A 23,122-nucleotide genomic window follows, 5' to 3' on the forward strand; every position below is an offset into this window, starting at 1 on the left:
GTCGAAAAAACGTTAATGGTGCCCATGTCGGCTTCCGCCTCCAGCTTGGTGCAGTTGTCCAACGTCCGCATCGACCGGAGCGGGCGCACGATCCTGCGCGATGTATCGCTGCAGGTTCCGCAGGGCAGCATCACCGCCGTGCTCGGCCCGTCCGGCAGCGGCAAGTCCACCCTGCTGGCCGCGCTTACCGGTGAACTGCGCCCGGTATCCGGGCAGGTCACCCTGTTCGGCAAGCCCATTCCGCACGGCAGCGCCGAACTGCTGGAGATGCGCCGCAGCGTGGGCGTGCTGCTGCAGGGCAATGGCCTGCTGACCGACCTGACCGTTGCCGAGAACGTCGCCCTGCCCCTGCGCACCCACACCCGCCTGCCGGCGCCGGTGCTGCGCCGGCTGGTGCAGATGAAGCTGCACGCGGTGGGCCTGCTGGCCGCCGCCGATGCCTGGCCGCGCGAGCTGTCCGGCGGCATGGCGCGGCGCGTGGCGCTGGCCCGCGCGCTGGCCCTGGACCCGCCGCTGATGATCTACGACGAGCCGCTGACCGGGCTGGACCCGATCGCCTCGGGGGTGATCATGAGCCTGATCCAGCGCCTGAACCACAGCCTGGGCCTGACCAGCATCATCGTCAGCCACCACGTGCACGAGACCCTGCCGATCTGCGACCAGGTCATCGCCATCGCCAACGGCGGGGTGGTGTTCCAGGGCAGCCCCGAAGCGCTGCAGACCAGCCAGGACCCGCTGCTGCGGCAGTTCCTGCATGGCCAGCCCGACGGCCCCATTCCCTTTGACGCTGCGCCGCGGGCGAGGGTCGCCTGATGCCGTTCGTGCAAGCCACCCGTTCGCTGGGCCGCGCCGGTCTGTTCTCGCTTACCGTGCTGCGCGGTTCGCTGCCCACGCGTGATTTCCTGGCCGAGCTGACCCGCGAGATCTACAAGATCGGCGCGCGCTCGCTGCCGATCATCGCCGTCGGCGGTGCCTTCGTCGGCCTGGTGCTGACCCTGCAGGGCTACCGCACGCTGACCACCTTCGGTGCAGCCGACGCGCTGTCCACGCTGCTGGGCCTGTCGCTGTACCGCGAGCTGGCGCCGGTGCTGACCGCGCTGCTGTTCATCGGTCGCGCCGGCAGTTCCATCGCCGCCGAACTGGGCCTGATGCGCGCCACCGACCAGATCAAGGCACTGGAACTGATGGCCATCGACCCGGTGGCCAAGGCCGTGGCCCCGCGCTTCTGGGCGGCGGTGCTGACCGTGCCGTTGCTGACCGGCGTGTTCTGTTCGCTGGCCATCAGCGCCAGCTATTTCGAGGCCGTGCACGTGCTGGGCCTGGACAACGGCGTGTTCTGGTCGGCGCTGCGCAACAGCGTGGACTTCTGGGACGACTTCGGCGTGGCAATGCTGAAGTCGGCCATCTTCGGTGGTACCGCCGCGCTGGTGGCCTCGTATGTGGGCTTCCACGCCGAACCGACCATCGAAGGCACCTCTGTGGCCACCACCCGTGCGGTGGTGAACGCCTCGCTGCTGGTGCTGATGTTCAACTTCGTGCTGTCGGCAATGCTGTTCACGTAACCCTTTCCACCGGCGGTGCGCAGGGCGCGCTGCCACCCAGAGACGATCAGGTATTCCACATGGCCATCCGCGGTCCCAGACTTGAATTCTCCGTCGGCGCATTCCTGCTGCTGGCCCTGGCTTCGCTCATGGTGCTGGCCGTTGCCTCCACCAACCAGCGTTGGAGCTGGGGCAGCCAGGGCTACGAGCTGAAGGCGCGCTTTTCGCAGGTCGGCCAGCTGCGCAAGCAGGCACCGGTGAAGATCGGCGGTGTGACGGTCGGCCAGGTAGCGGCCATCGATCTTGACCCGGTGAAGTTCGAGTCGATCGTGACCCTGCGCATGGACAGCAAGATCAAGGACCTGCCGGCGGACACCTCGGCCGGCATCTTCACCAGCGGCCTGCTGGGCGAAAGCTACATCGGCCTGCAGCCGGGCGGCGATCCGGACGTGCTCAAGGCCGGTGACGAGATTGTCTTCACCCAGCCGGCGGTCGATCTGATCCAGCTGGTGGGCAAGTACATGTTCAGTGGCGGCGCCGGTGGCGGCGCCGACCAGAAATCCAACGAGAGCGCCCCCGCGCCTGCAACGGAACCGCAACCATGAAGACGAAACTGATCCCGGCCCTGCTCGCTTCCTCGCTGCTGCTGGCCAGCCCGCTGCTGGCCCAGGCGCAGCAGTCCACCGCACCGGCCGTGGCCGCCCCGCAGGGCCAGGCCGGCAAGGTGGTCATTGATGCCAGCACCCGCATCCTGAACACCCTGCAGCAGCGCCGCAGCGAGTTCAGCAGCAACCCGGCCAGCCTGCGCAGCTACATCGACAGCGAGCTCAACCGCACCTTCGACCGCGACTACGCCGCGCGCCTGGTGCTGGGCACGCACGCCCGCGGCGCCTCGGACGCCGACATCAAGCTGTTCGCCGATGCCATGGCCGACAGCCTGATGCAGCGCTACGGCTCGACCCTGCTGAACATCCAGGGCAAGCCCAGCTTCCGCCTGAAGGGCGAAACCCCGCTGCCGGGCAACCGCGGCGTGCGCGTGGCCACCGAACTGGTGCGCGCCGGCGCCGAGGGCACCCCGGTGGAGTACTGGATGCGCAATGTGGGCGGCCAGTGGAAGATCTTCGACGTGAACATCGAAGGGATCTCCTACGTGCAGACCTTCCGCAACCAGTTCGACGCGCCGCTGCGCCAGAAGGGCATCAAGCAGGTGGCCAGCGAACTGCGCAGCGGCAGCATGCAGGCCGGGCCGGCGGGCAATGGCAAGTAAGCCGCTGGCGCTGCTGGAAGGCGACACCCTGCGCCTGCGCGGGGTGTTGGACCGCGCCGCGGTCATCGCCCTCTGGCCGCAGCTGCAGGCCCTGCCGGCCAAGCTGGCACGGCTGGAACTGGGCGACGTGGAACGCGTGGACAGCGCCGGTCTGGCGCTGCTGGCCGAACTGGCCGCACGTGCACGCGCACAGGGCCATACCCTGGCCATCGCCGGCGCCCCGGCCGGCTACAACGAACTGAGCGCGGCCTACCGGCTGTCGCCCACCCTGGATTTCACCGCACCTTCTGCTGCGAGCTGACATGAACGTCGTACGCGCCATCTCCCTTCTTCTTGTCGCCGCCGCGCTGAGCGCGTGCGCCGGCAAGCCCGCGCGCAGCGACGCGCCCGTGGCCGACACCGTAGTGCCGGCCGCCGCCAGCGAACCGGTGGCCAGCGATGCCGTGCCGGCGACCGACGTGGCGCCGATCACTGACAGTACGGCCGCCGCACCGGCCACTGCCGCTGCCACAGCCACGCCGCCTGCCGCCCAGGAGGACAGCGCTGGCAACACCACCGCCGCTGCCGGCGACGATGACGACTTCGATGCGCTGTATGGCAGCAATGCCACCACCGCCGATGCCTCGGCCTACGACCCGTGGGAGCCGCTGAACCGCAAGGTGCACGCGTTCAACAATGCTGTTGATCGTGGCGTCGCGCGCCCGCTGGCCACCGCCTACACCCACGTGGTGCCGCGCTTCGCCCGCACCGGTGTCAGCAACTTCTTCAGCAATCTGCGTTCGCCGCTGACCATCACCAACCAGCTGCTGCAGGGCCGACCGGGCGATGCCTGGGACACCCTGGGTCGCTTCCTGATGAACAGCACGCTGGGTATCGGTGGCCTGTTCGATCCGGCCAGCAAGGCCATGGTCCCGCGTCGCAATGAAGACTTCGGGCAGACCCTGGGCGCCTGGGGCTGGCGCCGTTCGCGCTACGTGGAACTGCCGTTCTTCGGCCCGCGTACCGTGCGCGATGTGTTCGGCCTGGCCGGTGACATTCCGCTGTCACCCATCCGCACCATCGAGGACGACAAGGTCCGTATCGGCCTGCAAGGCCTGCAGCTGGTGGACACCCGCGCACAGCTGATGGCGCTGGACGATATCCGCGACAGCGCGGTGGACGAATACGCGCTGACCCGCGATGCCTGGCTGCAGCGCCGCAACTACCAGATCGAGAACGATCTGCGTGGCAAGCGCGAACGTGGCAGCGACGACGCCAATTCGCCTATTCCGGTCGATGCCATGCCGATGCCGCAGTGGAGCAACTGATCGCTGCGACCGGCGCATGAAAAAACCCCGCCTTGGCGGGGTTTTTTTCTGGCTGCTGCCCTGGGGTCAGGCGGCCAGAGCGGCCTCGACCGCTTCGCGCAGGCGCGCATCATCGGCGGCCACGTCCGGTGCGAAGCGGGCGATGACCTTGCCGTCGCGGCCGATCAGGAACTTCTCGAAGTTCCACAGCACCGCCGGCGCCGGCAGAGTGGGAATGTCCTTGCCGGTCAGCAGCTCGCGCAGCGGACCTTCGCCGATGGCCTGCGGCTGGGCGGCGGTCAGCTGCTGGTACAGCGGGTGGATGTCCTCACCGGCCACGCTGATCTTGGCGAACATCGGGAAGCTGACGTTGTAGGTCAGCTGGCAGAACTGCTGGATCTCGGCTTCGCTGCCCGGCTCCTGGCCGAGAAAATTGTTGGCCGGGAAGCCCAGCACTTCCAGGCCCTGCGCCTGCTTGTCGGCGTACAGCGCCTGCAGGCCTTCGTACTGCTTGGTCAGGCCGCACTTGGAGGCCACGTTCACCAGCAGCAGGACCTTGCCGTTGTAATCGGCCAGGGACGACGGCTGGCCGTCGATGGTGGTGAGGGAAATGTCCTGGATCGGGGTGCTCACGCGGGTGCTCCGGCAATGGCGGGAAAGGTCTGCCAGCATAGCGCCGCGCGCGTGCTGCGCGCGCTCAATCCACGCAGATCGTGCCCTGTGCCTTGCCCGCTTCGATGCGCTGGCGGCAACCGAAGTTCTGGCTGACATCGCGCTGGCAGGTACCCGTGGCGACCACGCCTGCCTCGGTTTCACCGGTGGCCAGGCACTGGCCGCTGCAGTCCTGCTTGCCGCTGCAGGTCTTGCCCGCATCGGCATAGGGAATCACGCACTGCACGCGCTGCAGGCGGCCCAGCGGCTGAAGGGTGCCGCCGGCGGCGCGGCAGTCGACATCGCGCGCTTCCTGGTAGGCCTGGCTGGCTTCAGCGGTATCTTCCGCGGCCGGCTGTGCCGCCGCATCGGCCGCCGGCGGCGTACTGCTGCAGGCGGCCAGCAGCACGCCCAGGACAAGGCTGGCAAGGAAACGAAGGCGCATGGTCGGACCCGCTGGCGGTAATCGAGGCCGCCAGCATACGCACCGCACGGTGCAAACGGTGTGTCAGCCCTGCCCGGCTTCGTCGGCCTCGGGGGCTTCGTCTGCGGCCAGACCGTCGGGGAGCAGCTGCCGGCTCTGTTCGGCCGGCAGGGACTCCACCTCGCGCAGCCTGCGCGCGATCGCCCGCGTGCGCACGCCGGTCTGGTCGATCTGCTTGCTGGCCTGGTCCAGCTTGGCCTTCACGTTGTCCAGCACATCGCCGAACTTGCCGAATTCGGTCTTCACCGCGCCCAGCAGGCTCCACACCTCGCTGGAGCGCTTTTCGATGGCCAGGGTGCGGAAGCCCATCTGCAGGCTGTTGAGCAGCGCGGTGACCGTGGTCGGCCCGGCCACCACCACGCGATGGTCACGCTGCAGCAGGTCCACCAGCCCGGGGCGGCGGATCACTTCGGCGTACAGGCCTTCGGTGGGCAGGAACATCACCGCGAAATCGGTGGTGTGCGGCGGCACGATGTACTTCTCGCAGATGGACTTGGCCTGGATCTTCACCGCCCGCTCCAGCTGCGCGCCCTGCACGCGCACCAGTTCGGCGTCGCCCTGCTCCTGTGCATCCAGCAGACGCTCGTAATCCTCGCGCGGGAACTTGGAATCGATCGGCAGCCACACCGGTGCATCGTCGGCGGCGCGGCCAGGCAGGCGCACCGCGATATCGACCATCTCGCCACTGTCCGGGCGCACCTTCACTGCGCGTGCGTACTGCTCCTGGATCAGCGTCTGTTCCAGGATGTTCTCCAGCTGCACTTCGCCCCAGCTGCCGCGCGTCTTCACGTTGGTCAGCACACGCTTCAGATCGCCCACGCCGGTGGCCAGCTGCTGCATCTCGCCCAGGCCGCGCTGCACCTGTTCCAGGCGCTCGGACACCAGCTTGAACGACTGCCCCAGGCGGGTTTCCAGGGTGGACTGCAGCTTCTCGTCCACCGTCACCCGCATCTGTTCCAGCTTCTGCGCGTTGTCGGTCTGCAGCGCGCGCAGCTGCTCTTCCAGGGTGGCGCGCATTTCGGCAATGCGCTGCTCGTTGCGCTGGGTCAGTTCCTGCAGCCGCAGGCCCAGGCTTTCGGTCAGACGCTGCTGCGACTGCGCGCCTTCTTCGCGGCCCTTGCGCGCATCGTCCACCAGGGTCTGGCGCAGCGCGCCCAGCTGGGTATCGGTGCGCGTGGTCAGTTCCTGCAGTTGCTGGCCGAAGGCATGGATGCGCGCTTCCTGTTGCTGGCCGAACACCTCCAGCTGCGCGCGCAGCTCCTGCAGGCGCTGGCCCAGCAACGCGCCGCTGCGCTGCTGGCTGTCGGCCGCTTCGGCGCGCGCCTTGCGGGCGTCTTCGCCCAGCGCTTCGCGCAGCAGGTCCAGGCGCTGGTCGGTGCGGGTCGAAAGATCGGTCAGCGCGCGGGCGAAGCCATCGAGCTGTTCACGCAGTTCGCTGCGGCCACTGCGGGCCTCTTCGCGCACGGCCTGTTCCAGGCGGTCATGGGGGGGGCGGCGCAGCAGGGCGACCAGCTGCAGGACAAGGATGGCCAGCAGGAGGCCGCCAACGATGAGGAATTCAGTTTGCATGCCGCCAGTGTAGGCTGGCCCCGTCTCAAACGCTGCGCCTGACCATGCTGGAACTGTACGGAAAGCCGACGTCGATCAACGTGCGCAAGGTGCTGTGGCTGGCGGCCTTGCTGGGCCAGCCGCTGCGGCACCACGTGGCCCCGGCGGCCGAGCTGCTGCGCGGGCTGAACCCCAACGCGCAGGTACCGGTGCTGCGCGAGGGCGACTTCGTGCTGTGGGAATCCAACAGCATCTGCCGCTACCTGGCCGCGCGTGCCGGGCGCGATGATCTGCTGCCGATGCAACCGCAGGCGCGGGCACGGGTGGAGCAGTGGATGGATTGGCAGGCCACCGACCTGAACACGGCGTGGCGCGCGGTGTTCATGGCCCGCGTGCGTGGCCATGCCGACTACCCGGACGATGCGCGGGCGGAGGCCAGCCTGCTGCAGTGGAACGGGCTGATGGCGATGCTGGATGCGCAACTGGCGCAGCGTGCCCACGTGGCCGGTGATGCCTTCACCCTGGCCGACATCGTGCTGGGGCTGTCGACCCAGCGCTGGCGCTGCACACCGGGCGACAAGCCGGAGCTGGCCAACGTGGCCGCCTGGTTCGAGCGCCTGCGGCAGCAGCCGGGGTTTGCCGAGTACGTCGACAACGGCGTGGCCTGAGAGGTGGGTGTTTCTGCAGGGCTTGCAGCCCTGCACCTGCCGTAGAGTCGAGCCATGCTCGACTGAAGAAGCAACAGCAACAGCGGGCATTCCGTGGGATGGCCGGGTGGGTCCGGTTGCGGGGGACGCCGTAAACCCATACATGGGGGCTTAGCCGCGCCATCCATGGCGCGGATACCCCCGCAACCGGACCCACCCCGCCTTCGACAGACTTCCGCGATCTGTCGGAACGGCACGGGGTCAGATCCCGTTGCATCGCAACGGGCTCTGACCCCGGTTCTGCTCTTGATCTTGATTTTGTTTTTTCTTTTCCGTGGCTGACCGCACACGGAAACTGTCAGAGGTCGGGCGGGTTGGGTTCGCGGGACCGCAGGCGCCATGGATGGCGCCTACGAGCCTTATCTGATGGAAATCTGGCAGCGTAGGTGTCGAGAGCCGGCGTGGGCCGCCGTATGAGCCTGGATCTCGACGATCGCCGTGTAGCTTGGCGCCCACGCCGGATTCTCCCTTGATCCGCCCGAATAGATATGAGGTTTGTTTCAAATTGCAGGTCGCCAAGGAGGCCTGTAACACCTCCACATCGGTCAAGGCCGTTGCCCGCCGCCATGGCCTGGAGTTCTCCACGGTGAGGCGGTGGGCAGCGACCTACCGGCTGCATGGTCGTCAGGGGTTTAACCGCAAACCCCGGTCTTACGATCTCCAGTTCAAGCTGGCCGTCCTGGAGAAGATGAGCCAGGACGGCATGTCCGCGCGCGAAGCGACCACTTTCTTCCAGATCGGCAGCGCCGGCGCAGTAGGAGAGTGGCTCCGCCTGTATGCTGAGGGGGGTGCCCAAGCGTTGGCGCCGCCACCATTACCGCCTCAAAAGCCCATGAAAAAGACCCGCTCGTCCAAGCCCGCCGAGGACATGAGCCGCGATGAGCTCCTCAAGGAAGTGGCCTACCTGCGTGCGGAGACCGCTTACCTAAAAAAACTCGATGCCTTGATCCGGGAAGAGCAGGCGGCGCAAGACGCAAAGCGCAAGCCGTCCAAGGATTGAGGCAGACCTACGCACTGCCGCTGTTGCTCGAGGCAGCCGAGCTCTCTCGCAGCACGTTCTATTACCAGATCAATGCCTTGGCCCAGCCCGATGGGGGCGAGGAGGAACTGCGTGAGCGCATCCGCTCGATCTACGACAGGAACCAAGGGCGCTACGGCTACCGCCGCATAACGCTGGAGCTGGCCAATCAGGGCGAAGCCATCAACCACAAGCGGGTGCAGCGGCTGATGACCGAACTGGGCCTTCGCTCGCGGGTACGCATCAAGCGCTATCGCGCGTTCAAGGGAGCGGCCAATGTCGTGGTTCCCAACGACCTGGGCCGCCAGTTTGAGGCTGAGATGCCCAATCGTAAGTGGGTGACCGATGTAACCGAGTTCAAGGTGCAGGGCATGAAGCTCTATCTTTCGCCGATCATGGACCTCTACAACGGCGAAATCGTGGCATACCAGATGAAGCGCCGGCCCGTGTTTGACCTGGTGGGTGAAATGCTCGACCAAGCGATCAAGAAGCTTTCGCCCGAAGATCGGCCGATGATCCACTCCGACCAAGGCTGGCACTACCAGCACGAGAACTACCGCCACAAGCTCGAAAAGCACTCGCTGAAACAGAGCATGTCCCGGCGCGGCAACTGTCTGGACAACGCGGCCATGGAGAGCTTCTTCGGGACCCTGAAGTCGGAATTCTTCTACCTGAACACCTTTGACAGCATCGATAGCCTGGAAGCTGGCCTGGTGGAGTACATCCGTTACTACAACGAGAATCGTATCCGCCTGAAATTAAAGGGCTTGAGCCCGGTAAAGTACCGGGAGCAGGCCGCGCTGGCCGCCTGATCCCCCAGCCTTTACGGCATCCGGTAGATCCACGCCATGCGTGGATGGCAGGCCAAGCGTGCGCACCAAGGTGCGCACCTACCAAACGCAGGGCTTTACGGCATCCGGTAGATCCACGCCATGCGTGGATGGCACGCCAAGCGTGCGCACCAAGGTGCGCACCTACCAAACGCAGGGCTTTACGGCATCCGGTAGCAACTGTCTTGTCAGGGTCTGCCGAGGGCCAACTCGGCGTCCCGCTTGCGAGCATTGAGGATCACAAGCATTTTGCGCATGACAGCCACCAAGGCGACCTTGCTCACTTTGCCTTTGGCCTTCAGGCCAGCGTAAAAATCGCGCAGCCGTGGTTCGTACCGGATGGCTGTAAGGGCCGCCATGTAGAGGGCTTCACGCACCACCGCGCGCCCACCACTTATGCGCCGCTGGCCGTGCCACGTCCCACTTTCACGGTTCATCGGCGCCACGCCCACCAGGGATGCAATGGCTTTGCTCCCGAGGCTGCCCAGCTCGGGAAGCTCACAGGCCAGCGTGCTGACCAAGACAGGACCCACCCCTTTGAGGGAGCCGATGTCTTTCCAGGAAGGCTGTCCTTCAACCTGCTCGGCGATAGCCCTATCCAATTTTTTCAGGTCTTCAGATAGCTGAGCTATGTGGCGTTGCTTCATCGCAATCAGATCCGGATCAGCCAAACGCCGCAAGCGCTGCGTCTCACTGACCCGCATCTGCACCAGTTGCCTGCGGCACTGTGAAAATTCAGCCAGCCGTTGTTGCCAGGGAGCCGGCGGGACGTAGCGGGTCAGTTTCAGCAGATGGGCCATCTCCGCCAACACCTTGGCATCGAGCCTATCGGTTTTCGCAGCCTGACCGGTGCCTTGGGCAAACCGTCGGGAACGCGCCGGATTGATGCGCACCATGGGCAGGCCGGCAGCGTGCAAGGCATCCAGCGCGGCCCGCTCGTAACCCCCGCTGGCCTCGAGAACAATCTGCTTGATGGGCCACTTCTTCAGCCACCGGATCAAGCTGGAAAAGCCACGCTTGTCGTTGCTGAATTGGCGGAACTGGTCCTCATGGACGGCCACATCCAGCGTACCTTTGCTCACATCGATCCCGATCCCAAACATGACAGAACTCCGCTAGGCTGACAGGGTCGAGAGCTCTCCCTGCTTGCCCAGTCTTATCAGTTCGAGCGCCAACTCAACCAACTGTTCGGGCGATTCAGGGAGAATCCGGCGTGGGGACCCAAGCTGCTCTACGGACGAGCCGTGATGCGGAAGATGCTGGTCATTCTCAACGCCCGCGTGCGCGACGCCTCAAGCGGACCGATCCCCGCTTGAGGCACGCCCAGGGCGCACGGCAGCGGCTGCCGGCCGGCAGCCGGCTTTGCCGTGCCTGTCTGCCAGACGGCCAAAATCCCATCCCACAACACAGTTGCTACAAGGACGTACTTGCGGCGTGTCCCGCGAACCCAACCCGCCCGACCAAGCGCAGGCTTTCCGCGACCAACCCACAGCCACGAGGGGCTCAGCCGTTGGCCGGAACCCTCACCAGCCTTCCAGCACGATCTTGCCCTTGGCGCGGTGGCTTTCCAGCACTGCGTGCGCGCGGCGCAGGTTGGCCGCGTTGATGCGCCCGAAGTGCTCGCCCAGCGTGGTCTGCAGCACGCCGGCGTCGACCAGCTCGGCTACCCGGTTCAACAGATCGTGCTGCTTCTGCATGTCCGCCGTCTTGAACAGCGGGCGGGTGAACATCGATTCCCAGTGCAGCGACAGCGCCTTGCGCTTGAGCGCCATCACGTCCAGTTGGCCCGGGTCATCAATCAGCCCCAGCTGGCCCTGCGGCGCCAGCACCTCCACGATCTGCGCGTAGTGCTGGTCGGTGTGGGTCAGGCTGGCCACGTGTTCCACCTGGGGGATGCCCAGCCGGGCCAGGCCTTCTGCCAGTGGCAGACTGTGGTCGATCACGTGGTGGGCGCCCATGGCGTACACCCAGTCCTGGGTATCGGGGCGCGAAGCGGTACCGACCACCGTCAGCCGGGTCAGCTGGCGTGCCAACTGCACCAGGATCGAGCCGACACCGCCGGCGGCGCCGATCACCAGCAGGGTCTGCCCTTCACCGCCGCCCTCGGCAACGCGCAGGCGGTCGAACAGCAGCTCCCAGGCGGTGATCGCGGTCAGCGGCAGGGCTGCCGCCGCGGCATCGTCCAGCGTGGCGGGCTTGCGGCCGACACTGCGCTCGTCCACCAGCTGATATTCGGCATTGCTGCCCGGGCGGTCGATCACGCCGGCGTAGTACACCGCGTCGCCCGGCTGGAACAGCGTCACCTCGCTGCCCACCGCGTCGACCACGCCTACCGCGTCCCAGCCCAGCACGCGCGAGGTTTCGGTGGCGGCGCTGCGGCGGACCTTGGTGTCGACGGGGTTCACGGCCACCGCGCGCACGCCCACGCGCACATCGCGCGGGCCGGGCTGGGGCAGGTCCAGGTCGATATCGACCAGGGCCTGGGGGTCATCGATGGGCAGGCCGGCGTGGGTATAGGCAATGGCGCGCATGGGGCGGTCCAACGGGGAAGGAAGGCACAGCGTGCGCCGCGCACAGTCCCTGGGAAAGGCGCAGAATCAGTCAGCACTTTCACTCTGGCAATGAAAATGATCCGTTTCGACGACCTGCAGCTGTTCGTCCGCACCGCCGCCCTGGGCAGCTTCTCGCAGGCCGCGCGCGAAGCCGATCTGCTGCCTGGCCAGGTGGCCGCCGCGGTGGCGCGGCTGGAACGCGAGCTGGACCTGCGCCTGTTCGTGCGCACCACCCGCAGCCTGCGCCTGACCGGCGAAGGTGCGCTGTACCTGCCCTATGCGCAGGAGGTGCTGGCCACCCTGCGCGAGGGCCAGGCACGGGTGCAGGGCGACGCGGCCGAACTGCACGGCACCCTGCAGCTGTCGGCGCCGTCGGATTTCGGCCGCAACCTGCTGCTGCCGTGGCTGGCGACCTTCCGCGCCGCACATCCCAAGCTGCGCCTGCACCTGCGACTGTCCGACGAGGTTGCCGACGTGTTCCGCGACCCAGTGGACGTGGCGATCCGCCTGGGCCAGTTCGACGATGCCAACTACGTGGCCCTGCCCCTGCTGGAAGGCAACCGCCGCGTGCTGGCCGCATCGCCGGCCTATCTGCAGCGGCGCGGTGTGCCGGCACGTCTGGAGGATCTGCGCGAGCACGACTGCCTGGCCTACCAGCTCGGCGGACGCACCTACGACCGCTGGGCCTTCGAGGTGGACGGGCGGCGGGTGGTGGTGCCGGTGCGCGGCCCACTGGTCTGCGACGACGCCGACGTGGTGCGGCGCTGGGCGGTCGCGGGTGAAGGCATCACCTACAAATCCTGGCTGGACCTGCGCCAGGACGTGCTGGAGGGCCGTCTGCAGGTGCTGCTGGGCGGCGTGGGCAGCCACATTCCGCTGCAGCTGGTCTGCCCGCACCGCAAGCAGTTCTCGCCGGCGGTGCGGCAACTGCACGCGCAACTGCGCCAGCACCTGCAACCGCTGCTGTCCGGCCTGCCCGCTGGCGACGGCGTGCCCCTGTCCCCCACTGCGGCTCTGGCCGACAATAACGGCCCCCCGCAACAACAATGAGCCATGCCATGCCGTGGATGGGCATCCAGGACCTGTGGACGTTCCTGCTCGCCGTACTGGTGTTCCTTGCCCTGCCCGGGCCCGGCACCTTCACCCTGCTCACCGCCACCGGCCGTGGCGGCGTGCGCGGCGGCTACACCGCGTTGGCCGGGCTGCTGGTGGGCGACCAGATCCTGATGTGGCTGGCCCTGGCCGGCGTGGCCGCGCTGCTGAAAGCCAACCCGCTGGTGTTCCACGCCGTGCAGTACCTGGGCGCGGCCTACCTGGTGTGGGTGGGCATCAGCCTGCTGCGCACGCCGAAGCCTGATGGCGGCGATGGCGGTCCGATCCGCATGCAGCCCGGCCGCTACTTCCAACAGGCGATCCTGGTCAGCCTGCTCAACCCGAAGGCGATCCTGTTCTACATGGCGTTCCTGCCGCTGTTCATCGATCCCACCGCGCACCACGGCATCGCCACGTTCGCGGCGCTGGCCGGCATCATCTTCGTGGTCAGCGTGGCCTACTGCTCGCTGCTGATCGGTGCGGGCAACCTGGCGCGGCGGCGGTTGATCCAGCACCCGCGCGTGAGTACGGCGCTGCGCCGGGTGGCTGGCCTATTCCTGGTCGGCTTCGGTATCCGCCTGGGCTTGAACGGGTAACACAGCCCCGTAGCACCGAGCGTGCTCGATTGAAGGAGCCGTAGAATCGAGCTTGCTCAACTGCTTTTGGCAGGAGCAGTCGAGCAAGCTCAACTCTACCAACCCCGAGCAGTGGAGCGAGTTTGACGCTACAGGCCGGCCATTTTATGCCGATTCCGTCACCCTGATCGGCCCATGGCGCGTGACATGGCGGGTATGACCCCCGTCAGTGGTAATGCTGCGCTGCGTTGGGTCACACTCGGGAACTTGTCGTTCCAAGTCATCCCCTTCCGAGGCCTGCATGTCCCTGCTCCGGCGCAAGTCCCTAGATTCCGTCACCGACCATGAAGCCGGTCGGCGCCTGGTCCCGACCCTCAGCTGGCCGCACCTGATCGCCCTGGGTATCGGCGCCATTGTCGGCACCGGCATCTACACGCTGATCGGCGTGGGCGCCAACCTGGCCGGTCCGGCAGTGCTGATTTCCTTCGCCATCGCCGGCGCCGTGTGCGCCTGCGCGGCGCTGTCCTACGCCGAACTGTCGACCATGATGCCGGCCGCCGGCAGCGCCTATACCTACAGCTACAGCGCGCTGGGCGAAGTGTTCGCCTGGGTGGTGGGCTGGAGCCTGATCCTGGAGTACTCGCTGGTGGTGAGTACCGTGGCGGTGGGCTGGTCGGGCTACTTCGTTGGTTTCCTGCAGTGGGTGCATACCCAGTTCGGCATCGACATCACCCTGCCTGCGGCGCTTGCCGCCGGGCCGCACGTGGCCGGCGGCTTCATCAACCTGCCGGCCATCGTCATCACCTGGCTGGTGGCGCTGATGCTGATGGCCGGGACCAAGGAAAGCGCCACCCTCAACGCCATCCTGGTGGTGTTCAAGCTGATCGCGCTGGCCGTGTTCGTGGCCGTGGCCCTGCCCGCCTTCGACAGCAGCAACCTGCAGCCGTTCATGCCGCACGGCTTCGCCAAATCCATGGGGCCGGACGGCGTGGAGCGCGGCGTAATGGCTGCGGCGGCCATCATCTTCTTCGCGTTCTATGGCTTTGACGCCATTTCCACCGCGGCCGAAGAAACCAAGAACCCGGGCCGCGACCTGTCGATCGGCATCATCGGTTCGATGGTCGGCTGCACCATCGTGTACGTGCTGGTGGCGCTGGCCGCCGTGGGCGCGATGAGCTATGCGGTGTTCGGCCAGAGTGCCGAGCCGCTGGCCCTGATCATGCGTGAACTGGGCAGCCCCAAGGCCGCCATGTTCATCGGCGTGGTGGCCATCATCGCCCTGCCCACCGTGCTGCTGGCCTTCCTGTATGGCCAGAGCCGCATCTTCTTCGTGATGAGCCGCGATGGCCTGCTGCCGCGCCGCTTGTCCAAGGTAAGCGCGCGCACCGGTACGCCGGTGGCGACCACGCTGTTCACCGCCGTGGTGGTGTCGGCGCTGGCCGGTGTGGCGCGCCTGGACGAGATCGCGGCGCTGGCCAACGCCGGTACCCTGGCCGCGTTCACCGCCGTGGGCATCTGCCTGGTGGTGCTGCGCCTGCGCGAACCGAACCGCGAACGCAGCTTCCGCACGCCGCTGGCGTTCGTGGTGGGGCCGCTGGCCGCACTGGGCTGCATCTATCTGTTCATCAGCCTGCCGCACACCACTCAGCTGTACTTCCTGCTGTGGAACGTGGTCGGCCTGGTGCTGTACTTCGTGTACAGCCGCCGCAATGCGGTGATCGCGCGCTGATCTGTAGAGTCGAGCCATGCTCGACTGCTGTTGGCAGAAGCAGTCGAGCACGGCTCGACTCTACAAAGGCGCAGTCGAGCATGGCTCGACGCTACGGAGACGCGTAGGCCTGCGCTTGGCGCATCACCCGCAGCAGGTTGCCGCCCCAGATGTCGGCAATCTGCTGTTCGGTGTAGCCCTTGCGTAGCAGCCAGGCGGTGATCTTCGGCAGTTGGCTGACATCGGGCAGGTCGCTCAGGCCGCCACCGCCATCCCAGTCCAGGCCGATGCCAACGTGCTCCGGACCGACGACTTTCAGAATGTGCTCGAAGTGGGCGAAGAAGTCGTCCAGGCTGGCGTGGCGTATCGGGTGTTCATGGTCCAGGGCCCGCTCGGCCTGCTGCAGGGCGACGCCCTGGGCGATGGTCATGCCTTCCCAGCCCCCCATCTGCCTGCCCAGCGCTTCCTCGGCCTGTTTGCGTTCGGGCGTCTTGCCGGTGTCAATCAGATAGCCGCCGTAAGCGTTCACCTGGATCACCCCACCGGCCTTGGCCAGCTTGCGCAGGCGCGCATCATCCAGATTGCGCGGGTGGTTGTAGACCGCCTTGGCCGAACTGTGCGACAGCACGAACGGCACCGGCATCATCGCCAGCAGATCGTCGAACACGGCATCGGAAGCGTGCGACTGGTCGATGACGATGCCCAGCTTCACCGCCGCGCGCACCAGGTCCTTGCCGGCCGGGCTCAGGCCTTTCCACTCCGGCCCCTTGGGATCGGTGGCCGAGTCGGCGAACTCATTGTTGGCGAAGTGCACGGTGCTGAGCAGGCGCAGGCCGGCACGGTGGTAGAAGCTCAGCAGCGTGGGGTCAGCCACCAGCGGGCTGGCGTTTTCCATGCTGATGTAGACCACGCGCTTGCCTTCGCCCTTGATCCGCGCGGCATCATCGGCGGTCAACGCCAGCGCGAAGCGCTCCGGGTTGGCGGCCAGCATCTGCCGGATCTCCAGCAGGCGCTGCAGGCCGTGGTCGCGCTCGGCCAGGTGGGCGGCGGCGCTGCGGTCGCCCTGGTCGGTGTAGATGGCCCAGAAACCGCCATCCAGTGCGCCATCCACCATACGTGGGTAATCCACCTGCGAGAGCGCGTTGTGGTCATGCCGCTGCTCGATGTCAAAGCCGCTGCGGCCGAAGTTGGCCGGCGTATCCAGGTGGCTGTCCAGGGTCAGCAGGCGCTGCTGCAGCGCCTTGGCACGGGCCAGCTCCTGCGCGCTGAATTCGATGGCGTGGGCGGACAGCGGCGCACTCAGCGCCAGGGCAAGCAGCAGGGACAGGCGACGCAACGACGGCATGGGCATCCACCGGCAATGGGAAGAGCACGACCATAGCGCCGCGGCGGCCATCACCGGTAGTGCCAGGCAGCCGCGCGCACTCCATTACACTCGGCGGCAGCCGCTATCGACAGCGGCAGCCCGCACGCTGCGCCACCGCTGAAACGGAATTCCCATGTCCCATCCCGTGCCACCACCGCTTCCCACCGTACAGCCTGCGCCCGATAGCGCGCCGCTCAGCGTCGAGCAGCTCAAGCGTGATGTGCTGCCGGCCTTGTTCCTGGGGCGCATCGACATCGGCCGCTACGGGCCGGCCGACCTGGCCAGCGCCAGTGCGGAGCCGGCGTGGCAGGAAGGCAGTGCCCACGCGCTGGCCAGGGCACTGGCCGATCTGGTCAGCCGCCTTTCCGAACACGACCCCAATGCACTGCTGGAACGCGCCAGCTGGTGGGACCGCTTCACCGGTGCCGATATCGAACGGCGGCTGCGCCGGCGCATCGCGATGGGCGGCAACGGTGACGTGCTGTCCGAAGTCGAGCACCAGGCCGCTGCGGTGCGCAGCAGCGTGGACCGTTTGAATGCACAGTTGGATGCACACGACGAACAGGGGGCGCGCCTGCAGATCTACATCGATGCAGGCGTGCAGTTCCTGCAGGAGCTGCCAGCGGACAGCGGCAGCAGCGACGATCCGCTGGTGCTGGACCGCCCCGTGGAACGCCTGCAGCGGCGGGTGGCGAACCTGACCGCGCTGCTGGCCAGCCATTCGATGAGCCGCATCCAGGTGCAGCTGGCGCGCAACCACGCCATTGAACTGCTCGACCGCTACTGCGAAACCGTGCAGATCCTGCTGCCGATCTGGCGGCAGACCATCCAGGCCCTGCAGAACAGCGACAACGCCAGCCCGCAGATGGTGGCGCGTGCGGCACAAGCGCAGGACCAGCTGAAACAGGCCCTGCAGCAGCTGCTGCGTACCTCCGGAGCACCGGCATGACGTCTTCCAGTCCCGATCCACTGCAGGTGCCGGCGGCGTTGCAGCCGCGGGTCGAAGCCGTTCCCGGCCTGCGCGCGCTGTACCGCCGGGGTTCGTTCGCGCGCACCCTGGGTCTGGCGTGTTTCGCGGTGCTGCCGGCCACGGCGCTGCTGTCCATCATGCTGCTGCAGGGCCTGACCGGCAGTCCGCCCTCGGCGCACGTTCCCGCCGGCTACGGCAATGTGCCTTCGACCCTCGCCCTGCTGGCATTGGCCAACCTGAGCATCGTGGGCGGCCTGCTGGTCTGGATGGGGTTCGGCCTGCGCAGGGTGCTGCTCAACCGCGGCGTGCGCCACTTCACCTTCTCGTTCGTGATCGGTGGCTCGGTGCTGGTGGCCCTGTTGGTGGGCAACGGCTTCGTCAGCCCCGACTTCAGCCGGTCTGAGGCCGGCGATGGCAGCAAGCTCGACAGCACGCAGCTGCCTGCGCTCATCGACAGCCCGGGGTTCACCGCGCTCAGCCCGCAATGGCAGGGCTATCTACAGGCGCAGCGTTCGCTGGCACGCGCCTCCTCGCCCTTGAACGACACCGGCTTGGCCATCGCCCGCGGCGAGGATATCGGCATCGCGGTGCCGGCGGTGCTCCGTGCGCGCTTCGAAGCCAAGGCCAAGCTTCCCTATTCGGCGGCCAGCCAGGCATGGCAACGCGACCACTGGCTGCGCAACGGCGTGCAGCATGTCGTTGGCATGGCGATCGCCTGGTCGCTGCTGCTGCTGATCATCGCCGGCATCGGCCTGACCACGCTGGGGTACCACGTGCGCGGCCGGGCGCGGGTGATCAATGGCCTGCTGCTGCAGTTGCAGGGGCCGTCGGTACCGGGTGTGGCACCTGTAGCGTCGAGCCATGCTCGACTGAACTGATCAGCACCTGTCGCGTCGAGCACCGCTCGACGCGACAGGTCGGAATCAGTCGACCACGCGGCAGAACACGGCCTTCAGGTAGCGCGATTCCTGCACGTGCGCCATGAACGGGTGGTCCGGACCGGCGCCGGCCACCTTCAGGATCTGGATCGTTCGGCCGGAGAAGTACGCCGCGCGGCGCAGCATGTCCAGGAACTGATCCTCGGCCACCAGGCCGGTGCAGGAGAACGTGGCGAACAGGCCGCCCGGCTTCACCACGCCCAGTGCCAGCTTGTTCATGTCCAGGTACTTCTTCAGCGCGGTGATTACCTGGTCACGGTCGCGGGTCATCTTCGCCGGGTCCAGGATCACCACGTCGTACTGCTCGCCGCGGTTGGCGGCATCGCGCAGCCACGGGAAGATGTCGGACTGGATGAACTTCGGGCGCACGTTGTTCAGGCGCGAATTGCCCTTGGCGATCTGGATCACGTCTTCATCGATGTCGATGCCGACCACTTCCGACGCACCACGCGCGGCCGCGTACACGGCGAAACCACCGGTGTTGCAGCACAGGTCCAGCACGCGCTTGCCTTCCACCTGCTGGCTAAGCCACTCGCGGTTCTCGCGCTGGTCAGCGAAGAAGCCGGTCTTGTGCGCACCGGCCGGGTCGGCACGGAACTTGATGCCGTACTCGGTGATGACCGACGCTTCGGTGGTGGTGTTGCCGTGGAAGTCGAAGCTTTCCTGCTTCTGCACGTGTTCGTCGGCGAAGCTGTGGAAGCGGCAGCCCGGGAACTGCTCGCGCAGCGCGTCGTAGATCCACTCGCGGTGGCGGAACATGCCGGCGGCGAAGAATTCGACCACCACCAGGTCGCCGTAGCGGTCGACCACCAGGCCGGACAGGCCGTCGCCTTCGCTGTGCACCACGCGCCAGGCGTCGGACACCGCGTCGAGCTTCAGCACCTCACGGCGCAGCGACACCGCCTGGGCGATCCTGCGCGAGAACCAGCCGGCATCCACCGGCACGTTCTGATCGATTTCAAGGATGCGCACGGCAATGCGCGAGTGCCCGTTGTAGAACCCGCGGCCGATGAATTCGCCATCAATGCCGACCACGTCGACGATGGAACCGGGCTTGGGGCGGACGGTCGGCTTTTCGACCAGCTTCTGGAAGATCCACGGGTGGCTGGAACGCCACGCATTCTTCAGGCGGACAACGGGCAGGGGGGTATTCATCCGCCTATTGTAAACCGGCCGGCGCGCCAACCAAGGTTGGCACCTACCAAGGCGGCATGGGGTCAGAGCCCCTGCGGGGATCTGACCCCGTCGGGCGGCCCTATTTGACGGCGGGCCGGCCAGGCCGCAGAATCGGCGCCAGAAGGGGAGTAGCTCCCAGACGTTGTCGCCGTCAATTCGAGCCCGCAGGCTCCGGTGCAACGGCAATCCCACCCGCGTGGGGTTGCGAGCGAGACCTTCGCCGTACTGGCGAAGCTCTGTCCCTGGATCCCCCGATCCTCCGTTGCAGATCCTCGCCGTACGGCCTGGCATTCATCTTTCCAACGGATATTCCCAATGCAGACGATCGGTAATGTGTGGATGTGGGGCGGCTTCGTGGCGGTGGTGATCATCGCCCTGCTGGTCGACCTGGTGTTGATGCGTCACGGCGGCCCGCACAAGGTCACCTTCAAGGAAGCCCTGTGGTGGTCCATCGGCTGGGTCGCCCTGGCCCTGCTGTTCAACGCGGGCCTGTGGTTCTACCTCAGTGAAACCGCCGGCCAGGTCGTGGCCAACAAGGTGGGCCTGGAGTTCCTGACCGGCTACCTGGTCGAGAAGGCCCTGGCGGTGGACAACATTTTTGTCTTCCTGATGATCATGAGCTACTTCGCGGTGCCGGAGGAACAGCGCCAGAAGGTGCTGATCATCGGCATCCTGGGTGCGATCGTGCTGCGTACGATCATGATCTTCGCCGGTAGCGTGCTGATCAGCCAGTTCCATTGGCTGCTCTATGTGTTCGGTGCCTTCCTGCTGTTCACCGGCTGGAAGATGTGGTTCGCCGCCGGCCAGGAACCGGATCTGGAAACCAACCCGGCCCTGCGCTGGATGCGCAAGCACCTGCGCCTGCTGCCGGGCTATGAAGGCAATGCGCTGAGCGTGAAGCGCGATGGCGTGCGCTGGTTCACCCCGCTGTTCGCGGTGCTGATCCTGATCGCGGTGACCGACGTGATCTTCGCCGTGGACAGCATCCCGGCCATCTTCGCCATCACCACCGACCCGTTCATCGTGCTCACCTCCAACGTGTTCGCGGTGCTGGGCCTGCGCGCCATGTTCTTCCTGCTGGCCGGCATGGCCGACCGCTTCCACCTGCTGCCGTATGGTCTGGCGCTGGTGCTGGGCTTCATCGGCATCAAGATGATGATCATCGACCTGTTCAAGATCCCCACCCCGGTGTCGCTGGGCGTGGTGGCGGTGATCATCGCCGCGACCGTGGTGCTCAGCCTGAAGTACCCGCCGAAGGAAGGCACCGGCGCGGCCTGATCCTGGCCGGGCCTGCAACACGGCCGGCGGGATTGTCCCGCCGGCCGCGCCCACTCTCCCGCAGCGGTGGCCTTGGTTTCGCGCCAGCCACCGCCATTGCTGAAGCATGGACAACAACGCGCCCCTGCCCGCCGGCGACGTGCCGGCCCCCCGCAATGACCGCCAGCGCATCGTGCGGGCGTTCAACACCAGCCTGGCCGCCGTGCTGGTACTGGTGGTCGTGTTCGCCCTGCAGGGCAGTTTCGACTGGCGGCCCTGGGCGGTGGCGCCGCTGGAAGCCAAGGGCCTGCTGGGCCTGATCGGTGGGCCGATGCTGCATGCGTCGGTGGAGCACATCGCCGCCAACAGCATCGCGATCCTGATCCTGGGCACCCTGGCCGGCAGTGTCTATCCGAAGGCGACCCTGCGAGCCCTGCCCCTGCTGTGGCTGGGCTCGGGCGTGGGCGCGTGGATGCTGGGCAACCCGGGCAGCGTGCACCTGGGTGCCAGCGGCGTGACCCACGGCCTGATGTTCCTGCTGGCCAGCCTGGGCCTGCTGCGCCGCGACCGCGCGGCCATCGCCACCGGCCTGATCGGCATGCTGTTCTACGGCGGCATGTTGATGACCATCCTGCCGCATGCCGACGGCGTGTCGTGGCAGTCGCACATGGGCGGTGCCTTTGCCGGCATCATCGCCGCCCTGCTGTTCCGCAACGCCGACCCGCTGCCGCCGCGCCCGCACTACAGCTGGGAAGACGAAGAAGACGAGGTGCAGCCGCTGGCCGACGACGAGCTGGAGCCGCCGTCGCCGCAGCGCGTGCCAGTGCTGTGGCAGCCGCGCGAAGGGCCGGATTACGTGGTGATTCCGTTCCGCCGGCCGGACGAACCGCGCGGTTGACCGGTGCCGCGGTCAGATCCCTGAAGGGGCTCTGATCCTACCCGCACGTGTCATTGCCCGGTAGCGGCCGAGCTCGGTCGGCGCGATTGTTGTGTGCCAACCAAGGTTGGCACCTACCAGGGCACGCCCCAAGCCGATCAGTTCGCTGCTGCGCCCGTGCCATCCACCGCCTGCCGGCCCAGTGCCGGGTCGTCGGTGAAGAATGCATCGATGCCTGTCGCCAGGTAGGCGCGCATTTCCGCAATCGAACCTTCCGGGTTGCGCGCGTTGTCCGCGCCCTTGCGCAGGTTGCTGGCCTGGAAGTGGTTTTCCGGGCGGAAGGTGTAGGGAATGACCAGCAGCCCGGCCGCATGCGCATCGCGTACCAGGGTCGTGGGCGTGCCCAGCGCGCCATCGGCCTGCAGCGGAATGATCGAGCGCAGCTCCGGCCCGATGCCATCGGCATAGGTGGCGATGTGCTCAAGGCCGGCGGGGGTCATCATCTGTGCGTAGGTCAAGCTGCCGCCGGCCTTGGTGATGTCCGCCGGCTTCACCTCGCCCTTCCACAGCAGCTGCAGCAGGCGGATGTTGCTGCCACGCCCCAGCTTGCCGCGCAGGTAGCGCAGGTTGGCGGTCTCGAACGACTGGATGGTGACCGGGCCGACGTTGGTATAGGCATTGCCACGCAGCGCGGCCAGCAGCGCGTCTTCCATCGGCAGGCCGATGGACTGGAAGTAGCTCGGGTGCTTGATCTCCGGCACCAGGCCGATGCCGCGGTTGGCACGCCCGGCCTGCTGCACCAGGAAGGCCAGGATCTCGTCCAGGGTGGCGATGCGGAACTGGCCATCGAAGGCGGTGCTGCGCAGTTCCGGCAGGCGCTCGCGGGTGTACAGGGTCTTCAGCTCGGCCAGGGTGAAGTCTTCGGTGAACCAGCCGGTCACGCTCTGGCCGTCGATCACCTTGGTGGTCTTCCGCTTGGCGAATTCCTCGTGCTCGGCCACGTCGGTGGTGCCACCGATCTCGTTCTCGTGGCGGGCCACCATCACCCCGTCCCTGGTCATCACCAGGTCCGGTTCGATGTAGTCTGCGCCATCGGCGATGGCCTGGGCATACGCGGCCAGGGTGTGTTCGGGCAGCAGCGCACTGGCGCCGCGGTGGCCATAGACCAGCGCCTTGGGCGCGGCCGGGGTGGACGATTCAGCACTCATGGCCACCGATGGTGCCACGGCCAGCGACAACAGCAACGCACAACCCCACGACTTCACTGCGACGTCCCCAA

The 23,122-nt window shown here is 66.9% G+C and carries 23 protein-coding genes; 15 read left to right on the forward strand and 8 right to left on the reverse strand.

Annotation, left to right across the window (positions count from 1 at the left end; all coding sequences use genetic code 11):
* Positions 1 to 24: 24 nt before the first annotated feature.
* Genes C1922_RS20155 through C1922_RS20180 form a run of 6 tightly spaced genes read left to right on the forward strand, consistent with a single transcriptional unit; the run spans position 25 to position 4,115 of the window.
* Entirely contained in the window at positions 25 to 813 is a 789-nt protein-coding gene (locus C1922_RS20155) for an ATP-binding cassette domain-containing protein (protein WP_108751673.1), read from the forward strand.
* Positions 813 to 1,562: an MlaE family lipid ABC transporter permease subunit gene (locus C1922_RS20160; protein ID WP_108751406.1), complete on the forward strand. Its 750-nt coding sequence runs from the start codon at positions 813 to 815 to the stop codon at positions 1,560 to 1,562. The genes C1922_RS20155 and C1922_RS20160 overlap by 1 nt, the downstream gene beginning before the upstream one ends.
* Positions 1,563 to 1,621: 59 nt before the next feature.
* Positions 1,622 to 2,146, forward strand: a complete 525-nt coding sequence (mlaD, locus tag C1922_RS20165) for an outer membrane lipid asymmetry maintenance protein MlaD (RefSeq protein WP_108751407.1) — start codon at positions 1,622 to 1,624, stop codon at positions 2,144 to 2,146.
* The gene (locus C1922_RS20170; protein ID WP_108751408.1) at positions 2,143 to 2,808 is read left to right on the forward strand and encodes an ABC transporter substrate-binding protein; all 666 of its coding nucleotides are present in this window, start codon (positions 2,143 to 2,145) and stop codon (positions 2,806 to 2,808) included. Before mlaD ends, C1922_RS20170 begins: the two co-directional genes overlap by 4 nt.
* On the forward strand, positions 2,798 to 3,109 hold the full coding sequence (locus C1922_RS20175; protein ID WP_108751409.1) for an STAS domain-containing protein: 312 nt from the start codon (positions 2,798 to 2,800) through the stop codon (positions 3,107 to 3,109). Before C1922_RS20170 ends, C1922_RS20175 begins: the two co-directional genes overlap by 11 nt.
* Position 3,110: 1 nt before the next feature.
* Positions 3,111 to 4,115, forward strand: a complete 1,005-nt coding sequence (locus C1922_RS20180; RefSeq protein WP_108751410.1) for a VacJ family lipoprotein — start codon at positions 3,111 to 3,113, stop codon at positions 4,113 to 4,115.
* 66 nt (positions 4,116 to 4,181) lie between these two features.
* Here C1922_RS20180 and C1922_RS20185 read toward each other — a convergent pair whose 3' ends face one another.
* From C1922_RS20185 to rmuC, 3 genes are all read right to left on the reverse strand, one after another.
* Entirely contained in the window at positions 4,182 to 4,727 is a 546-nt protein-coding gene (locus tag C1922_RS20185) for a glutathione peroxidase (RefSeq protein WP_108751411.1), read from the reverse strand.
* A gap of 64 nt (positions 4,728 to 4,791) precedes the next feature.
* Positions 4,792 to 5,190, reverse strand: a complete 399-nt coding sequence (locus tag C1922_RS20190) for a hypothetical protein (protein WP_108751412.1) — start codon at positions 5,188 to 5,190, stop codon at positions 4,792 to 4,794.
* Positions 5,191 to 5,253: 63 nt separating this feature from the next.
* Positions 5,254 to 6,798 carry a DNA recombination protein RmuC gene (gene rmuC / locus C1922_RS20195; RefSeq protein WP_108751413.1) on the reverse strand — a complete coding sequence of 515 codons (1,545 nt, stop codon included), beginning with the start codon at positions 6,796 to 6,798 and terminating at the stop codon, positions 5,254 to 5,256.
* Positions 6,799 to 6,842: 44 nt separating this feature from the next.
* On the opposite strand from rmuC, the gene C1922_RS20200 reads away from it, so the two are divergent.
* Entirely contained in the window at positions 6,843 to 7,445 is a 603-nt protein-coding gene (locus C1922_RS20200; protein WP_108751414.1) for a glutathione S-transferase N-terminal domain-containing protein, read from the forward strand.
* A gap of 511 nt (positions 7,446 to 7,956) precedes the next feature.
* Positions 7,957 to 9,314, forward strand: a protein-coding gene (locus C1922_RS20205; RefSeq protein WP_108751674.1) for an IS3 family transposase whose coding sequence is annotated in 2 segments (ribosomal slippage) — positions 7,957 to 8,410 and positions 8,410 to 9,314 — 1,359 coding nt in all. Because the reading frame shifts where the segments join, the coding sequence is not laid out codon by codon here.
* 206 nt (positions 9,315 to 9,520) lie between these two features.
* Here C1922_RS20205 and C1922_RS20210 read toward each other — a convergent pair.
* Entirely contained in the window at positions 9,521 to 10,435 is a 915-nt protein-coding gene (locus C1922_RS20210) for an IS110 family transposase (protein WP_108750631.1), read from the reverse strand.
* A gap of 420 nt (positions 10,436 to 10,855) precedes the next feature.
* Positions 10,856 to 11,863, reverse strand: a complete 1,008-nt coding sequence (locus tag C1922_RS20215; protein ID WP_108751415.1) for a zinc-binding alcohol dehydrogenase family protein — start codon at positions 11,861 to 11,863, stop codon at positions 10,856 to 10,858.
* A 90-nt stretch (positions 11,864 to 11,953) separates the two neighbouring features.
* Here C1922_RS20215 and C1922_RS20220 point away from each other — a divergent pair, with 90 nt between their 5' ends.
* From C1922_RS20220 to C1922_RS20230, 3 genes are all read left to right on the forward strand, one after another.
* Positions 11,954 to 12,934 carry a LysR family transcriptional regulator gene (locus tag C1922_RS20220; RefSeq protein WP_108751416.1) on the forward strand — a complete coding sequence of 327 codons (981 nt, stop codon included), beginning with the start codon at positions 11,954 to 11,956 and terminating at the stop codon, positions 12,932 to 12,934.
* A gap of 8 nt (positions 12,935 to 12,942) precedes the next feature.
* Positions 12,943 to 13,572, forward strand: a complete 630-nt coding sequence (gene leuE / locus C1922_RS20225; RefSeq protein WP_108751417.1) for a leucine efflux protein LeuE — start codon at positions 12,943 to 12,945, stop codon at positions 13,570 to 13,572.
* A gap of 280 nt (positions 13,573 to 13,852) precedes the next feature.
* Positions 13,853 to 15,280, forward strand: a complete 1,428-nt coding sequence (locus C1922_RS20230) for an amino acid permease (RefSeq protein ID WP_108751418.1) — start codon at positions 13,853 to 13,855, stop codon at positions 15,278 to 15,280.
* A 91-nt stretch (positions 15,281 to 15,371) separates the two neighbouring features.
* Here C1922_RS20230 and C1922_RS20235 read toward each other — a convergent pair whose 3' ends face one another.
* Entirely contained in the window at positions 15,372 to 16,604 is a 1,233-nt protein-coding gene (locus C1922_RS20235) for a dipeptidase (RefSeq protein ID WP_108751675.1), read from the reverse strand.
* 154 nt (positions 16,605 to 16,758) lie between these two features.
* Between C1922_RS20235 and C1922_RS20240 the strand changes: the two genes are divergently transcribed.
* Together C1922_RS20240 and C1922_RS20245 are read left to right on the forward strand one after the other, a co-directional pair.
* Positions 16,759 to 17,574 (forward strand): protein klaA, encoded by an 816-nt coding sequence (locus C1922_RS20240; RefSeq protein WP_108751419.1) that lies wholly within the window; start codon positions 16,759 to 16,761, stop codon positions 17,572 to 17,574.
* The gene (locus C1922_RS20245; protein ID WP_108751420.1) at positions 17,571 to 18,473 is read left to right on the forward strand and encodes a hypothetical protein; all 903 of its coding nucleotides are present in this window, start codon (positions 17,571 to 17,573) and stop codon (positions 18,471 to 18,473) included. Before C1922_RS20240 ends, C1922_RS20245 begins: the two co-directional genes overlap by 4 nt.
* Positions 18,474 to 18,518: 45 nt before the next feature.
* Here C1922_RS20245 and C1922_RS20250 read toward each other — a convergent pair whose 3' ends face one another.
* Positions 18,519 to 19,688: a class I SAM-dependent rRNA methyltransferase gene (locus C1922_RS20250; RefSeq protein ID WP_108751421.1), complete on the reverse strand. Its 1,170-nt coding sequence runs from the start codon at positions 19,686 to 19,688 to the stop codon at positions 18,519 to 18,521.
* 336 nt (positions 19,689 to 20,024) lie between these two features.
* On the opposite strand from C1922_RS20250, the gene C1922_RS20255 reads away from it, so the two are divergent.
* Both C1922_RS20255 and C1922_RS20260 read left to right on the forward strand, forming a co-directional pair.
* Positions 20,025 to 20,987, forward strand: coding sequence for a TerC family protein (locus C1922_RS20255; RefSeq protein ID WP_108751422.1), 963 nt, complete (start codon positions 20,025 to 20,027; stop codon positions 20,985 to 20,987).
* A 106-nt stretch (positions 20,988 to 21,093) separates the two neighbouring features.
* Positions 21,094 to 21,864 (forward strand): rhomboid family intramembrane serine protease, encoded by a 771-nt coding sequence (locus C1922_RS20260; RefSeq protein ID WP_108751423.1) that lies wholly within the window; start codon positions 21,094 to 21,096, stop codon positions 21,862 to 21,864.
* Positions 21,865 to 22,001: 137 nt separating this feature from the next.
* On the opposite strand, the gene C1922_RS20265 is transcribed toward C1922_RS20260, so the two are convergent.
* Entirely contained in the window at positions 22,002 to 23,108 is a 1,107-nt protein-coding gene (locus tag C1922_RS20265; protein WP_108751424.1) for a glycerophosphodiester phosphodiesterase, read from the reverse strand.
* Positions 23,109 to 23,122: the final 14 nt, after the last annotated feature.

Origin of the sequence: Stenotrophomonas sp. ZAC14D2_NAIMI4_7 (assembly GCF_003086675.1) — a bacterium.
Lineage (GTDB): Bacteria > Pseudomonadota > Gammaproteobacteria > Xanthomonadales > Xanthomonadaceae > Stenotrophomonas.

Excerpts from the sequence above, each read along its gene's own strand:
- leuE (WP_108751417.1), top strand. The coding sequence starts at position 12,943 with ATGCCGTGGATGGGCATCCAGGACCTGTGGACGTTCCTGCTCGCCGTA.
- C1922_RS20245 (WP_108751420.1), top strand. The coding sequence starts at position 17,571 with ATGACGTCTTCCAGTCCCGATCCACTGCAGGTGCCGGCGGCGTTGCAG.
- C1922_RS20230 (WP_108751418.1), top strand. The coding sequence starts at position 13,853 with ATGTCCCTGCTCCGGCGCAAGTCCCTAGATTCCGTCACCGACCATGAA.
- C1922_RS20220 (WP_108751416.1), top strand. The coding sequence starts at position 11,954 with ATGAAAATGATCCGTTTCGACGACCTGCAGCTGTTCGTCCGCACCGCC.
- rmuC (WP_108751413.1), bottom strand. The coding sequence starts at position 6,798 with ATGCAAACTGAATTCCTCATCGTTGGCGGCCTCCTGCTGGCCATCCTT.
- C1922_RS20255 (WP_108751422.1), top strand. The coding sequence starts at position 20,025 with ATGCAGACGATCGGTAATGTGTGGATGTGGGGCGGCTTCGTGGCGGTG.
- C1922_RS20200 (WP_108751414.1), top strand. The coding sequence starts at position 6,843 with ATGCTGGAACTGTACGGAAAGCCGACGTCGATCAACGTGCGCAAGGTG.
- C1922_RS20190 (WP_108751412.1), bottom strand. The coding sequence starts at position 5,190 with ATGCGCCTTCGTTTCCTTGCCAGCCTTGTCCTGGGCGTGCTGCTGGCC.
- C1922_RS20210 (WP_108750631.1), bottom strand. The coding sequence starts at position 10,435 with ATGTTTGGGATCGGGATCGATGTGAGCAAAGGTACGCTGGATGTGGCC.
- C1922_RS20260 (WP_108751423.1), top strand. The coding sequence starts at position 21,094 with ATGGACAACAACGCGCCCCTGCCCGCCGGCGACGTGCCGGCCCCCCGC.
- mlaD (WP_108751407.1), top strand. The coding sequence starts at position 1,622 with ATGGCCATCCGCGGTCCCAGACTTGAATTCTCCGTCGGCGCATTCCTG.
- C1922_RS20155 (WP_108751673.1), top strand. The coding sequence starts at position 25 with ATGTCGGCTTCCGCCTCCAGCTTGGTGCAGTTGTCCAACGTCCGCATC.
- C1922_RS20160 (WP_108751406.1), top strand. The coding sequence starts at position 813 with ATGCCGTTCGTGCAAGCCACCCGTTCGCTGGGCCGCGCCGGTCTGTTC.
- C1922_RS20180 (WP_108751410.1), top strand. The coding sequence starts at position 3,111 with ATGAACGTCGTACGCGCCATCTCCCTTCTTCTTGTCGCCGCCGCGCTG.
- C1922_RS20175 (WP_108751409.1), top strand. The coding sequence starts at position 2,798 with ATGGCAAGTAAGCCGCTGGCGCTGCTGGAAGGCGACACCCTGCGCCTG.
- C1922_RS20170 (WP_108751408.1), top strand. The coding sequence starts at position 2,143 with ATGAAGACGAAACTGATCCCGGCCCTGCTCGCTTCCTCGCTGCTGCTG.
- C1922_RS20250 (WP_108751421.1), bottom strand. The coding sequence starts at position 19,688 with ATGAATACCCCCCTGCCCGTTGTCCGCCTGAAGAATGCGTGGCGTTCC.
- C1922_RS20215 (WP_108751415.1), bottom strand. The coding sequence starts at position 11,863 with ATGCGCGCCATTGCCTATACCCACGCCGGCCTGCCCATCGATGACCCC.
- C1922_RS20240 (WP_108751419.1), top strand. The coding sequence starts at position 16,759 with ATGTCCCATCCCGTGCCACCACCGCTTCCCACCGTACAGCCTGCGCCC.
- C1922_RS20235 (WP_108751675.1), bottom strand. The coding sequence starts at position 16,604 with ATGCCGTCGTTGCGTCGCCTGTCCCTGCTGCTTGCCCTGGCGCTGAGT.